At 36.3% G+C, this 13847-nt stretch carries 11 protein-coding genes and 3 tRNA genes; 9 read left to right on the top strand and 5 right to left on the bottom strand.

The features are described from left to right. Nucleotides 1-5: 5 nt before the first annotated feature. The 9 genes from gldM (at nt 6) to der (ending at nt 8936) form a co-directional block, all read left to right on the top strand. A complete protein-coding gene (gene gldM / locus ABFR62_01220) occupies nt 6-1589 on the top strand; it encodes a gliding motility protein GldM (protein ID MEN8137030.1) in 1584 nt (527 codons plus the stop codon). 34 nt (nt 1590-1623) lie between these two features. Continuing rightward, nucleotides 1624-2523 carry a gliding motility protein GldN gene (gldN, locus tag ABFR62_01215; GenBank protein ID MEN8137029.1) on the top strand — a complete coding sequence of 300 codons (900 nt, stop codon included), beginning with the start codon at nt 1624-1626 and terminating at the stop codon, nt 2521-2523. Between the two features lie 109 nt (nt 2524-2632). Then, a complete protein-coding gene (locus tag ABFR62_01210; GenBank protein ID MEN8137028.1) occupies nt 2633-4576 on the top strand; it encodes an ABC-F family ATP-binding cassette domain-containing protein in 1944 nt (647 codons plus the stop codon). Between the two features lie 115 nt (nt 4577-4691). Then, a complete protein-coding gene (locus tag ABFR62_01205; protein ID MEN8137027.1) occupies nt 4692-6047 on the top strand; it encodes an FAD/NAD(P)-binding oxidoreductase in 1356 nt (451 codons plus the stop codon). Between the two features lie 106 nt (nt 6048-6153). After that, nucleotides 6154-6226: transfer RNA gene (locus tag ABFR62_01200), tRNA-Met, on the top strand. 89 nt (nt 6227-6315) lie between these two features. Next, a tRNA-Met gene (locus ABFR62_01195) sits at nt 6316-6388 on the top strand. Between the two features lie 89 nt (nt 6389-6477). Next, nucleotides 6478-6550 (top strand) — tRNA-Met (locus ABFR62_01190). 129 nt (nt 6551-6679) lie between these two features. Next, on the top strand, nt 6680-7561 hold the full coding sequence (gene era, locus ABFR62_01185) for a GTPase Era (protein ID MEN8137026.1): 882 nt from the start codon (nt 6680-6682) through the stop codon (nt 7559-7561). A gap of 67 nt (nt 7562-7628) precedes the next feature. Continuing rightward, nucleotides 7629-8936 (top strand): ribosome biogenesis GTPase Der, encoded by a 1308-nt coding sequence (gene der, locus ABFR62_01180; GenBank protein ID MEN8137025.1) that lies wholly within the window; start codon nt 7629-7631, stop codon nt 8934-8936. A gap of 14 nt (nt 8937-8950) precedes the next feature. Here the strand turns inward: der and ABFR62_01175 are convergent, their stop codons facing one another. From ABFR62_01175 to ABFR62_01155, 5 genes are all read right to left on the bottom strand, one after another. Next, nucleotides 8951-9658, bottom strand: a complete 708-nt coding sequence (locus ABFR62_01175) for a DUF6089 family protein (protein ID MEN8137024.1) — start codon at nt 9656-9658, stop codon at nt 8951-8953. Nucleotides 9659-9756: 98 nt separating this feature from the next. Next, the gene (locus tag ABFR62_01170) at nt 9757-10443 is read right to left on the bottom strand and encodes a DUF6089 family protein (protein MEN8137023.1); all 687 of its coding nucleotides are present in this window, start codon (nt 10441-10443) and stop codon (nt 9757-9759) included. A gap of 116 nt (nt 10444-10559) precedes the next feature. Further along, a complete protein-coding gene (gene pyrF / locus ABFR62_01165) occupies nt 10560-11372 on the bottom strand; it encodes an orotidine-5'-phosphate decarboxylase (GenBank protein ID MEN8137022.1) in 813 nt (270 codons plus the stop codon). Between the two features lie 66 nt (nt 11373-11438). After that, entirely contained in the window at nt 11439-12518 is a 1080-nt protein-coding gene (gene prfA / locus ABFR62_01160) for a peptide chain release factor 1 (GenBank protein ID MEN8137021.1), read from the bottom strand. A gap of 119 nt (nt 12519-12637) precedes the next feature. Next, nucleotides 12638-13813 (bottom strand): AIR synthase related protein, encoded by a 1176-nt coding sequence (locus tag ABFR62_01155; protein MEN8137020.1) that lies wholly within the window; start codon nt 13811-13813, stop codon nt 12638-12640. Nucleotides 13814-13847: the final 34 nt, after the last annotated feature.

Here is a 13847-nt window from a genome sequence, read left to right as displayed (position 1 = left end):
GAAAAATGGCAGCAGGAAAATTAAGTAATAGGCAGAAGATGATTAACATGATGTATCTCGTGTTAATGGCTATGCTGGCTTTGAATGTATCGAAAGAAGTTCTTTTGGCATTCGGAAATATTAATGATAGTATAAATTCTACTACAAAGCAGTTAGTTTATAGTAGTGATTTTATATATAATGATTTAAAATCAAAAAATCAAAATAACCCGGAGAAGTATAGCGTTATTTATGAGCGCGCTACAGAGGTTAAAATTGAATCTAATAAGGTGGTAGCTTTGTTAGATGATATTACTAAAGAATTCGAGAATAGAGCAGGCGAGCGCGATGAAGATGGTAATTTGCCATGGGGCGACATGGATTCTAAAGCCGGAGATGAAATATTATTTCCCGGAGGTGATCCAAAAAGAGGAAGGGGTGCAGAATTAGAAAATGCTGTTTCTGATTATAGAGAGTTATTGTTAACAATGACTAAAAATCCTGCGGTTAAGCAGCAAATCGAAACTTCTTTAAATACTGATCCTATTATTACTCCGGATGGTGCTAAAATTCCTTGGGTTAAACAAAGGTTTGAGCATTATCCTTTGGCAGCAGCAATGACCTTCATCTCTCAAATTAAAGCAGATGTAAGAAATGCACAGTCAAGTGTTATGCAGAAAGTTGCAGATGAGGCACTTGGAGAGCAAATTACTGTTAATAAAATGACAGCTTTGCCAATTGCCAGTTCAACAACTGTAATGAAAGGTGCTAAATTCGAGGCAAAGTTAATGTTGGCTGCATACGACTCTACGTTAGAGCCCGACATGTACTTGTGGAAAGTAGATGCAAACGGAAACAGACTTGATAATTCAGAGAAAAAACTTTCTCTTAAAGGAGGAGCAGGTATTGTTGAAATCCCAACTTCATCAACAGGAGAATTTAGTTGGGGAGGAGTTATCAGAGTTAAATCTGAAGATGGATCTGAACCAAAAGAATATCCGTTTATAAGTAGATATAATGTAAACGAGCCTGCAGTTGTTATTTCTGCCGACAAGATGAATGTACTTTATCGCGGTGTTTCGAACCCGATATCTGTTTCTGTTCCTGGTGTACCTGCTAACAAACTTAAAGTTACTGGTCCAGGTTTAAGACAAAAGAGTGCAGGAAAATACATTGCTAACGTAACTACTGTTAGGGGACGTGAGGCAAACATAGTTGTAACTGCGACTATGGCTGATGGTTCTACCAAAACATTCCCGGCTCAAAAATATCGTATTAAAGATATTCCTATGCCGATGGGAGCTATTGGAGGAAAACCGGAAATTAAGCTGCCTGTAACTAACCTTACAAAATTGCCAATTGAAGCTAGACTTCCAAACTTTGAGTTTGATTTGAAACTTAAGGTGGTATCTTTTAATCTTAAAATACCTGGGAAACCAACTTTTAAGGTTAGGGGTAATAAAACTGACCGCAGGGTAAATGATGCATTAAAACGTGTGCCAATTGGATCAGAAATTACAATACGTGATATAAAAGTACAAATACCGGGTAATGCTAGTTATAAAATTGCTAGAGTTTCACCGATAGTTGTTACAATTACAGGACGTTAATATTATATTTAAGGAATCATAAAGGATAGAACCCATGATTAGAAAATATTTATTACTAATTTTTGCTGTTGCTTTTACAGGTATTGTAAATGCACAAAATTTACTGAATGCAAAAACTCCGGACGAAATTACCAAAAATAATGTAGTGAAGAATGATGAAGGAGAACTCGTTGAGGAAAAAGATAGTCCGATGGATTATGGATATATTGACGACAGGGATATTATGTGGTCAACAACTGTATGGGAGATACTAGATCTTAATGAGAAATTAAACCTTGCTTATTATTACCCTATCGATACTATGAATATTGGTAATGAGCGTAGATCATTATTTGACGCATTGTTGAGGGGTATAAAAAATGGTGAGATAACAGAAGTTTATTCTGATGATTATTTTACAGCACGAAAATCACTGAATGAAATTAATGAGTCATTGGTCAGAGTTGATACCTTAGATGTTGGAATTGAACAGTATAATGCCGGAGAGCCTGTATCTCCTGAGTATATTGTGAGAACTTCATTGACGTCAAGAGATATTACTCAGATTAAGACGAAAGGAATTTGGTATTTCGACAAACGTAATGGAGAGATGAAATACCGATTACTGGCGCTTGCTCCGGTTTCACCTGACGTGAACGAAATGGATAGTGAAAACCCTGATATGGTTGAGCTATTTTGGGTTTGGTATCCTGATACACGTGAGGTTATGAGCAAGACAAAGGTATTTAATCCTAAAAATACATCATTCTCTTTATCTTATGATAACCTTTTAAATGCTCGTCGTTTTCTCGGTGTTATTTACAAGGAAGATAATGTTTATGGAGATAGAAAAGTATCGGAATATATAAAGGAAAACGCCATGTTCCAGCTTCTTGAAGCCGGTAAGGTGAAATCAAGAATAAGAGATTTCGAAATGGATTTGTGGAATTATTAATATCCATTATTTCTAATAAAATTGAAAGCCTTCACTTAGTTGTGGAGGCTTTTTTTTTATAAACTCATTAAAAAACACCATTTTTGCAGAATATTTCAAAATTTATAACATGGTATCAGTAAATAATCTCACTGTTGAATTTGTAGGAAGACCTTTGTTCGATTCAATTAATTTCACAATTGACAAAGGTAATAGAATAGGACTTGTTGGTAGAAATGGAGCCGGTAAATCAACTTTGCTAAAGATTATTTCTAAAAAGCAGGAACCTACTAAAGGAAATGTGGTTGTAATTAGAGATGTGAGAGTTGGATATTTAGAGCAGGATATTGATTTTGTTGACGGATTTACAGTAAAGGAAGAGGCAGAAAAAGCTTTTGCAGAGCTCAATGCAGTAGAGGAGAAAATAGCTGTAATTAATAAGCAGTTGGAAGAGCGTAGCGATTATGAGAGTGATTCATATATGGATCTTATTCATGATCTTAACGATCTGAATGATAAAATTGAGCTTTTGGGAGGTCATCAAATTCAGGGCGACATCGAGAAGGTTTTAAAAGGTTTGGGTTTTGTAAAGGAAGATTTTGACAGGCAGTCTAATGAATTTTCAGGAGGTTGGAGAATGCGTATCGAACTTGCGAAGCTCTTACTTAGTAAACCAGATGTTTTATTGCTCGATGAGCCAACTAACCACCTCGACATAGAGTCTATAATATGGCTTGAAACATTTTTAAAAAATTACAAAGGGTCTGTGGTGCTGGTGTCGCATGATAAAATGTTTTTGGACAACGTTTGTAATCGTACAATTGAGATTTCATTAGGCAAGATATTTGATTATAAATCATCCTATTCACAGTATTTGATACTTCGTGAAGAACGTTATGAGAAACAACTTCAATCAAAACAAAATCAGGATAAAGAAATAAAGCATACTGAAGAGCTCATAGAAAAATTTAGATATAAAGCTTCTAAAGCGGCATTTGCACAGTCTTTGATAAAGAAGTTAGACAAAATGGAAAGGATCGAAGTAGAAGGCTTTGAGAATCAAACAATGAATCTCAAGTTCGAAACGGGAGTTCAATCCGGAAAGATTGTTTGTGAAGCAAATAATTTGTCAAAGTCATACGGTGAAAAAAACGTTCTTTCTAATCTGGAATTTATGATTGAAAGAGGATCAAAAATTGCATTTGTCGGGCAAAATGGACAGGGTAAAACAACTTTGGCCAGAATGATTACTGGTGAATTGGATTTTGACGGTGAATTAAAAATAGGTCACAATGTTGATATAGGATATTTTGCTCAAAATCAGTCCGGTCTTTTTGATGATAATATCACTGTTCTACAGACTCTCGAAGATGCTGCAGATGAGAGAAGCAGAACTAAGGTTAGAGATATTTTAGGTGCATTTTTATTTAAGGGAGAGGATGTAGATAAGAAAGTGAAAGTTTTGTCAGGGGGTGAAAGAGGTAGGTTGTCTCTGGCTAAGTTATTGTTAAAACCTCATAATGTACTTATTCTTGATGAGCCTACTAACCATTTGGATATCAACTCTAAAGAGGTTTTAAAAGAAGCATTGCGAAGATATACCGGAACTTTGATATTGGTTTCGCATGATAGAGATTTTCTACAGGGGCTTTCGGATGTAGTGTATGAGTTTAGGGATGGTGTGATAAAAGAACATTTAGGCGATATTAATTTCTTTTTGGATCAAAAAAAGATCGAAGATATGCGACTTTTGGAGTTAAAAGATGATGAAGTTGTTCATAACCCTGAAAATGTCGGCAAATCAAAAAATAAATTTGAGTGGAAGAATAATCGGGAAAATGAAAAGAAGATTAAACGTATAAAAAATCAAATTAATAATTTAGAAAAGAAGATTGCTGAATTAGAGGAGAAAATTGCTGTTTTCGATAAAGAGCTTTCGGAGCCAGGTGGTTATGAAAGAATTGTTAGCCAGGATGGTAAGTTTGAAACCTATGAAAGTGATAAGTCAAAACTCGATGATTTGTTAGGGAATTGGGAGAACCTGGAAAATGAACTTGATAATTTGGATAGATGATTTGTTTATGATAAATTAGCAAAACATGACGTAGATCATCGTTTTACCGGTCAATATGTCATTCTTTTGTTATGTCAACACAATTATATATAAAGATTATTAAATATATTCTAAAATGAGTTCAACAAAGCATCAAATTGTTTTTATTGGAGGAGGTACTGGTACAATGATGACCGCTTCTCAATTATTTCGTTACGGAGGAAAAGACTTCGATGTGGCAATAATTGAGCCTTCCGATACACACTATTATCAACCTGAATGGACATTAGTTGGGGCAGGAGTAGTTCCTAAGTCTCATACTGCCCGACCGATGGATGAAATTCTTCCTTCAAAAGCTAAACGCATTAAGGATTATGTTGTAGATATAGATCCTGATAAAAATATTATTACATTAAAAAACGGGGATACAATTGAGTATGAGTATTTAGTTGTTTCTCCGGGTATTGAAATGAGACTTGACCTTATTGAAGGTTTAGAGGATGCAATGGGGAAAAATGGAGTTTGTTCAAATTATATTGATCCTGATTACACTTGGGAAGTATTACAAAAGTTTAAAAAGGGAGTTGGTTTGTTTACTCAGGCAGCGACTCCGATTAAATGTCCGGGAGCTCCGCAAAAAATCATGTATCTTACTGCTGATTACATGAGAAAGCATAATTTAGATAAAGAAACACATTTAGTATTTGCTACTCCCGGTACAATGATATTTGGTGTTGAGCCATTTAAGACGGAATTGAAAAGGATAGCTAACGAAAAGTATGATATTGCTCAGCGATATGGATATAAGTTAGTTAAGGTTGACGGGGAGAAAAAAGAAGCACATTACGAACGTCTTGAATTACCAAGTGTTCATGGGGTTTCTAATTATGTAGTGAATGATGAGCGTAATGCTGCGGGATGTATTGGCTATGTATGGGATGAAGAAGGTGAACAATATGAAGTTGAAGAAGCAAACCACAAGTTAGATGAGAAGCATGTTGGAGCTCGTTATGTAATAAATTACGATATGCTTCACTTAGCTCCTCCTATGTCGGCTCCTCGTTGGTTTCAAAAGACAAAATTGGCTAATCAGGAAGGACCAAACAAAGGCTGGATGGAAATTGATCAATATTCATTACAGCACAAGCGTTATCCAAATGTATTTGGAGTAGGTGATGTTACCGATTTACCGACAGCCCGTACAGGAGCAGGTATACGTAAACAAGCACCTGTTGTTGTGACTAATATTGTTAACCTGGTAAATGGCAAGCCTATCTCTGATATGAAATATTCGGGATATGCATCTTGTCCTCTTGTAACATCTTATCATACTATGCTTTTGGCCGAATTTGGTTATGACGGTGTTCGTATGACAGATCCAATGTTACCTAACTGGCTTACAGCAAAAGAAAGATGGGTAATGTGGATGATGAAGCGTTACGGATTATCTTTCTTATACTGGAATTTAATGCGAAGAGGAATTAGATTCTAAAAGCTTTTCAAATCATATATTTTATGGTCGCTACAGAGATGTAGCGACTTTTTTATTTTATATTAGGATGTAATGAAAATATTATTACCTTTGCAGTCGCAAATATCGCGGGGTAGAGCAGTAGGTAGCTCGTCGGGCTCATAACCCGAAGGTCGCTGGTTCGAGTCCAGTCCCCGCTACTAAGTTTTTATTCGTTTTTGTCTTTAATTATTTAAGGAAATAGATAAACAATTAATCTTGTAAACGGATAAACAATCATAAGGTATATCGCGGGGTAGAGCAGTAGGTAGCTCGTCGGGCTCATAACCCGAAGGTCGCTGGTTCGAGTCCAGTCCCCGCTACTAGAATTGTTTAAAGTTAAATTGTTTGAAGTTTGGTGTTGTTAAGCTCAAGCTCTAAACAGTTAAGCCTCAAACAACAGAAGATACATCGCGGGGTAGAGCAGTAGGTAGCTCGTCGGGCTCATAACCCGAAGGTCGCTGGTTCGAGTCCAGTCCCCGCTACTAAGAAATTCAAAAGGCTGATTTTCAGCCTTTTTTTGTATTTCAAAATTATAGCGTTATTTATTTGTTGTAAATTTATACCAATTTTATATTGGTATTAGCTAACTATTATTTTAAAATAGATAGAATATGAAGCACAGGGCTGGTTATGTGAATATTATCGGAAACCCGAATGTAGGAAAATCTACATTGATGAATGCTTTGGTTGGTGAGAAGCTTTCAATTATTACTTCAAAAGCTCAAACCACACGTCATAGAATACTCGGTATTCTTAATGGTGACGATTTCCAAATATTGTTTTCCGATACACCCGGGATTATTAAACCTGCATATGGTTTACAGGAGTCTATGATGGACTTTGTTAAGTCTGCATTTCAAGATGCCGATATACTTGTGTATATGGTAGAAATTGGAGAAAAGGAGCTGAAGGATGAAGCATTTTTTAATAAAATTAGAAATGCTGAAGTTCCGGTATTATTATTGGTTAACAAGATTGATACTGCAGAACAGGATAGTGTAGAAGAAAAAATATCTTATTGGAAAGAGAAAGTTTCAAATGCAATGGTATTACCTATATCTGCTAAGGAAGGTTTTAATGTTGATGTTGTATTCAATAAAATATTGGAGCTTTTACCTGAGTCACCTGCATTTTATCCCAAAGATCAATTAACCGATAAGCCGGAGAAGTTTTTTGTTAATGAAATAGTAAGGGAGAAAATTCTTATGCATTATAAGAAAGAAATACCCTATGCTGTAGAAGTTGTAACAGAAGAGTTTTTTGAGGAGGAGAAAATTATCAGGATGAGAACAGTCATTTATGTTGAACGGGAAACCCAGAAAGGGATTCTTATCGGACATAAGGGAAATATGCTTAAAAGAGTTGGAACCGAAGCGCGAAAAGATCTTCAAAAATTCTTCGAAAAGCATGTTCATATCGAATTGGTTGTGAAAATTGATAAAAATTGGAGAAGTAATGACCGTCAACTTAAAAAATACGGGTACAATTCTTAAATAATTTGTGTAATAGCTAAAGCTAGATAAATATTAATACGTCGGGAGACGAAAAAAAATAGTTGTAATGGGAAATATAGTTGCGATAGTAGGAAGACCAAATGTTGGAAAATCAACGCTTTTCAATAGACTGACACAGCGCAGACAAGCGATAGTTGATTCGGTTAGCGGAGTTACCCGCGACCGTCATTATGGTAAATCGGAGTGGAACGGAAAAGAATTTTCAATAATCGATACCGGAGGTTATATTGTTGGTTCGGATGATATTTTCGAGGCAGAAATAAGAAAGCAGGTAGACCTGGCTGTAGATGAAGCTAATGCTATAATTTTTGTTGTAGATGTCGAAGCAGGAGTAACTTCTATGGATATGGAGGTGGCGAACTTGTTGCGAAAGTCAAAGAAGCCGGTTTTTTTAATGGTTAACAAAGTTGATAATTCATCAAGGCATGCCGATGCCGTAGAGTTTTATTCTTTAGGACTTGGCGAATATTATTCAGTAGCCGCAATTAGTGGAAGTGGAACAGGAGATTTGTTGGATGCAGTTGTGGAATCTTTTGAACCGGAAGAAGAGAAAGATGAGAATGAATTGCCCCGTTTTGCCGTGATAGGTCGACCAAATGCAGGGAAGTCATCTCTTATTAATGTTTTACTTGGTGAGGAGCGAAATATTGTTACGGATATAGCCGGAACTACACGCGATTCTCTTGATTCGAATTATAACAGATATGGTCAGGAATTCACTCTTGTCGATACTGCCGGACTCAGGAAGAAAAGTAAGGTTCATGAAGATCTGGAATTTTACTCGGTGATGCGATCTATTAGGGCTATAGAAAACGCCGATGTTTGTTTGATGATGATTGATGCTACACGTGGAATTGAATCGCAGGATTTAAGTATTTTCCACCTGGCTGAGAAAAATAAGAAAGGAATTGTTGTATTGGTGAATAAGTGGGATTTAGTCGAGGATAAAGATAGTAATACACCTAAGAAGTACGAAGCTGCAATTCGTGCACGTACTGCACCTTTCACAGATTATCCAATAGTTTTTGTGTCAGCTTTAACAAAGCAGCGTGTGTTTAAAGCTGTTGAAACAGCAATGGAAGTACACGAAAACAGAAAGAAAAGAATAGCTACCAGCAAATTTAATGAAGTTATGCTGGAAATAGTTCAGGATAATCCGCCACCGGGAATTAAAGGTAAATTTGTAAAGATTAAATTCTGTACCCAACTGCCGACATATACTCCTCAGTTTGCATTTTTTGCGAACTTACCACAGTATATTAAAGATCCTTATAAGAGGTATGTAGAAAACCAGCTTAGGGAGAATTTTGATTTTACCGGAGTTCCGATACAGATTTACTTTAGGAAAAAGTAGAAATAATAAGAGGTCTAAAAAGGCCTCTTATTTTTTTTGAATAAATTATCGCTCCAGGGAAGTCTGGGGTATCTGACTCTTTTATGAATTACATAGGTAATCCCGATTAAGAAATGCGCAGTATGATCATATCTGAGAAAATCCGGATATACTGAAGGGTGCTCTTCAATGTTACGGTTCTTGTTATCCAGCATATCACTAAAATCATACTCTAAATATCCTTCAACATTCATTACAAAAAATTCGTTAATCCGGTATTTTATCCCAAGGCTGCCTTTTATTGTGAAATAAATACCTCTGCTGGCTTTTCTATTGGCGTAATCTCCGGTAAATCTTAAAATTGTATTTATTCCTCCTCCAATGTATGGGGTCCAGTGTCTTATACTGTGGTAATGTAGTTGGCCAAACCTCAAAAAATTGTATTCGGCCATAGCATCAAGCATCCAGTGGTAATCGAGGGCCTTATTTATTTCTTTTTCTCCATCCAGAGGTTTTCTACCGTATGTAGTAAGTCCAAAAGAGTTTTTTAAGACAAACTTTGAACCTGCAAAGTTAATTCTGTTATCTATTTTTCCACCACCGCCCGGAATGACCCCCAGGCTTGAGGTGCCCATAATTGAGAAATTTCCGCTAAACCCTGATTCAATGACAATGTTATTTTGAGCATATGAATTAAAGGTAAACAGTAGAAAAATAGGAATAAAAGTTAATACTTTATTCATGTTTAAGAGTTTGTCTCATTAGTTATTATATAAATTTAATGATTTTTCTCTAAAAAATAAGTGTATTTGGTCTTTAATTGATTGAATGTAAGTGTGTTCTATAGATTGTCACTCCATGGGAGATTGTGCTTGTTCATTTTTGTTCTTCTGTCTATAATATAGGTGAAGCCTATTGAGAAGTGTACCGAATGGTCATATCGCAATAGTTCTGGAGTGTCGGACGGGATTTCCAGAGTGTGTCTGAGGTTGTCATTGTCCAGCTTATCGCTAAAATCCCATTCTAAATATCCTTCAAGGTTAATTATAAGAGTTTCGTTTACTCTGTATTTCAAACCCAGACTGCTTTTAAGTGTAAGGTATAATCCATCGCTTCCAGCTCTGCTGCCATAGTCTTTAGTACTTCTGTAGATAGTGTTAACCCCTGCCCCTACGTAGGGAGTAAAACTCGTTGATCTATTATAGCGTATTCCGCCAAACTCAAAGAAATTATATTCTAGCATAGCGTCTAGCATCCAATGGTAATCGTAAGCTTTGTTTTTGTACTCGCTCTTAACAGGTTTTTGCCCATAGGTAGTTATTCCTGCGCTGTTTTTTAATACAAATTTTGTTTCTGTAAAATTTATTCTGTTTACAATCTTTCCTCCTGCACCCGGAATCATACCTAAATTAGATCCTCCCATTAAAGAAGCGTTAACACTTCCTCCTGTTTCAACTATAATATTTTGAGAAAATATATTGAGGTTAAATAAAGTTAGCAGAGTAGTGGATAGCAGTAGTTTATTCATAAAGGTTTGAAATGTTGATTGTTGAAAACAAAAATACCTTTTTTAGAATAAAAAAAGCCTGAAACAAGTATGTATCAGGCTTGGATAAATTTTTTAATTTATTGAGAAATAAAATCTTAGAGATATTGTTCCATTTCTCTTTGAATATCAGAGGCTTTCATTCTTGCGGTCGATGCGAAGTTTTCGGTTTTATCAGCGTAAATTATGCCTCTTGATGAGTTTATAAGTAACCCTACATCTTCGTTTTTACCGAATTTGACTACATCAGACAGACTGCCGCCCTGTGCACCAACTCCGGGAACAAGTAAAAAATGCTTCGGAATAGTTTTTCTAATTTCAGATAAGTATTCTGCTTTTGTAGCACCTACAACAAACATTAACTGTTCATCGTTTGCCCATTCAGATGCTTTTTCCATCACGTGTTGATTCAATTCTTTTCCTTCAGAGTCTTTTATGAACTGAAAGTCGAATGCTCCCTGATTTGAGGTTAAGCCAAGTAGGATTACCCATTTGTTTTTAAACTCCAAAAAAGGTTTAACAGAATCACTTCCCATGTATGGTGCTACAGTTACGGAGTCAAAATCCAGGTCTTCTAAAAAAGCTTTAGCATACATTTTTGAGGTGTTTCCAATATCTCCACGTTTTGCATCGGCGATAGTGAAGATTTCGGGGTAATTCTCGTTAATATAGTTTATTGTTTTTTCAAGAGAAATCCATCCTTTTACACCATGTGCTTCATAAAAAGCTGTATTGGGTTTGTAGGCAACGGCTAAATCATGTGTAGCATCGATAATTTCTTTATTAAAGGCGAAAATTGGATCCTCCTCACTTAATAAGTGTTTAGGTATTTTTGTAACATCAGTATCTAAACCAATACACAAAAATGATTTCTTTCTTTTTATTTCCGATACTAGTTGTTTTCTGTTCATATTGTTTGGTGTTTGAAGTTTGAGGTTTGTGGTTGACAACATCAAACCTCAAACTTCAAACAGATTTTAAAGTTCTTCTCCTGCCTTAAGTTTAGCAGTATTATCAGCAATTGTAAGTTCGTCGATTATTTTTTGGATATCACCATTTATAATATCGTTCAGACTGTAAAGAGTCAGGTTTATACGGTGATCAGTTACACGTCCCTGAGGGTAGTTGTATGTTCTGATCTTTGCAGATCTGTCACCGGAAGACACCATTGATGCACGACGTTCAGAGTCTGCTTCATTTCTTTTGGCAAGCTCCATTTCGTATAGACGGGAACGAAGTACTTTTAATGCCTTTTCAAGGTTCTTGTGTTGCGATTTCTGATCCTGACATTGTGCTACAATACCGGTAGGTTCGTGAGTAAGACGAACAGCCGAATATGTGGTGTTTACCGATTGCCCACCCGGACCTGACGAACAGAAGAAGTCTTTACGAACTTCATTCATGTTTATTTCTACATCAAATTCTTCAGCTTCAGGACTAACCATTACTGTTGCTGCCGATGTATGTACACGTCCTTGAGTTTCGGTTTGTGGAACTCGTTGTACACGGTGTACACCTGCCTCATATTTCATGGTTCCATAAACATCGTTTCCTGCTACGTTGAAGATCATTTCTTTGAAACCTCCAGACGTTCCTTCATTGTAGTCTACAATATCGACCTTCCAGCCTCTGGAGTCACAATATTTTGTATACATACGATATAGGTCTCCTGCAAATATACTTGCTTCATCGCCACCTGCTCCTGCTCTAACTTCTACTACAACGTTTTTACTGTCTTCAGGGTCTTTTGGGATCAACAAAAAGCGGATATTCTCTTCTATAGAAGGAATTTGTTCTTGTGCTTCCTCCAACTCCATCTTCGCCATTTCTACCATTTCGGCATCACTGCCATCGGCAATAATTTCTTTTGCTTCCTCGATGTTGTCAAGTAGGCTTTTGTATTTGTTGTAAGCCTCAACAACAACTTCAAGGTCTTTGTATTCTTTATTTAGCTGAACATATCTTTTTTGATCAGAAATAATATCCGGTTGGATAATTAAGTCTGCAACCTCGTCGAAACGGGTTTTTATATGATGTAATTGATCTATTAATGCCATTGTCTTGTGTTTGGTGTTTGGTGTTTGGTGTTTGGTGTTTGAGGTTTTATAAAGGTTAAAGTTAACCTCAAACAAATCTGCCGACAGGCAGATGCAAACTTCAAACCTCAAACAATTTATTAATATTCGAAAGTACCAAATTCTGATTTGATAGTCAATTTCTTGCCTTTATGAGTTTCAACCTTACCTACTATTTTGGCTTCGATATTGAAACTTTCAGATATTTCTATAATACTTTGAGCTAATTCTGCCGGAACATAAATTTCCATTCTGTGTCCCATATTAAACACCTGATACATTTCTTTCCAGTCGGTTCCTGATTGTTCTTGTATTAATTTGAATAATGGAGGAACATCGAACATGTTGTCTTTGATAACGTGAACGTCATTAACAAAGTGAAGAACTTTTGTTTGTGCACCACCACTATTGTGAACCATTCCGTTAATTTCACTTCTGTGTTTTTCAAGAATTTTTTTGATTACAGGAGCGTAGGTTCTGGTTGGCGATAAAACTAATTTTCCGGCATCAATCGGCGATCCGTCAACATTATCAGTTAATTTTACTTTTCCTGAGTAAACTAATTCTTCCGGTACGGCTGAGTCGAAACTTTCAGGAAATTTTTCTGCTAAATACTTATCAAACACATCGTGTCTGGCAGATGTTAATCCATTACTTCCCATGCCACCGTTGTATTCTTTTTCGTAAGTAGCCTGTCCCGATGATGATAATCCAACAATAACATCGCCACCCTGTATGTTGTGATTAGAAATTACATCGCTTCTTTTCATTCGGGCTGTAACTGTTGAATCTACAATTATTGTACGAACCAGATCGCCTACATCGGCAGTTTCCCCGCCCGTAGAGTAAATACTAACACCGTGTTCTTTCAGATCGGCTAATAGCTCTTCGGTTCCGTTAATTATTTCAGAAATTACTTCTCCCGGAATAAGGTTTTTATTTCTTCCTATAGTTGAAGATAGCATTATGTTGTCAGTAGCTCCAACACAGAGAAGATCATCTACATTCATGATCAATGCGTCCTGGGCAATTCCTTTCCAAACCGAAATATCACCGGTTTCTTTCCAGTACATGTATGCAAGTGAGGATTTTGTGCCGGCTCCATCAGCATGCATAACCAGACAGTAGTCTTCATCACCCGTAAGGTGATCCGGAACAATTTTACAAAATGCCTGAGGGAATAGTCCCTTGTCAACATTTTTTATAGCATTGTGTACATCTTCTTTCGAAGCAGAAACACCCCTTTGTGCATATCGTTTACTTACTGATGAACTCATCTGAATATAAATTATTTTAACCTAAAAAAATTTG

Source organism: Bacteroidota bacterium, assembly GCA_039714315.1.
In the GTDB taxonomy this organism is placed as follows: domain Bacteria; phylum Bacteroidota; class Bacteroidia; order Flavobacteriales; family JADGDT01; genus JADGDT01.
The sequence above is the reverse complement of the archived record's forward strand: the minus strand, read 5'-3'. Positions and strand labels throughout refer to the sequence as shown.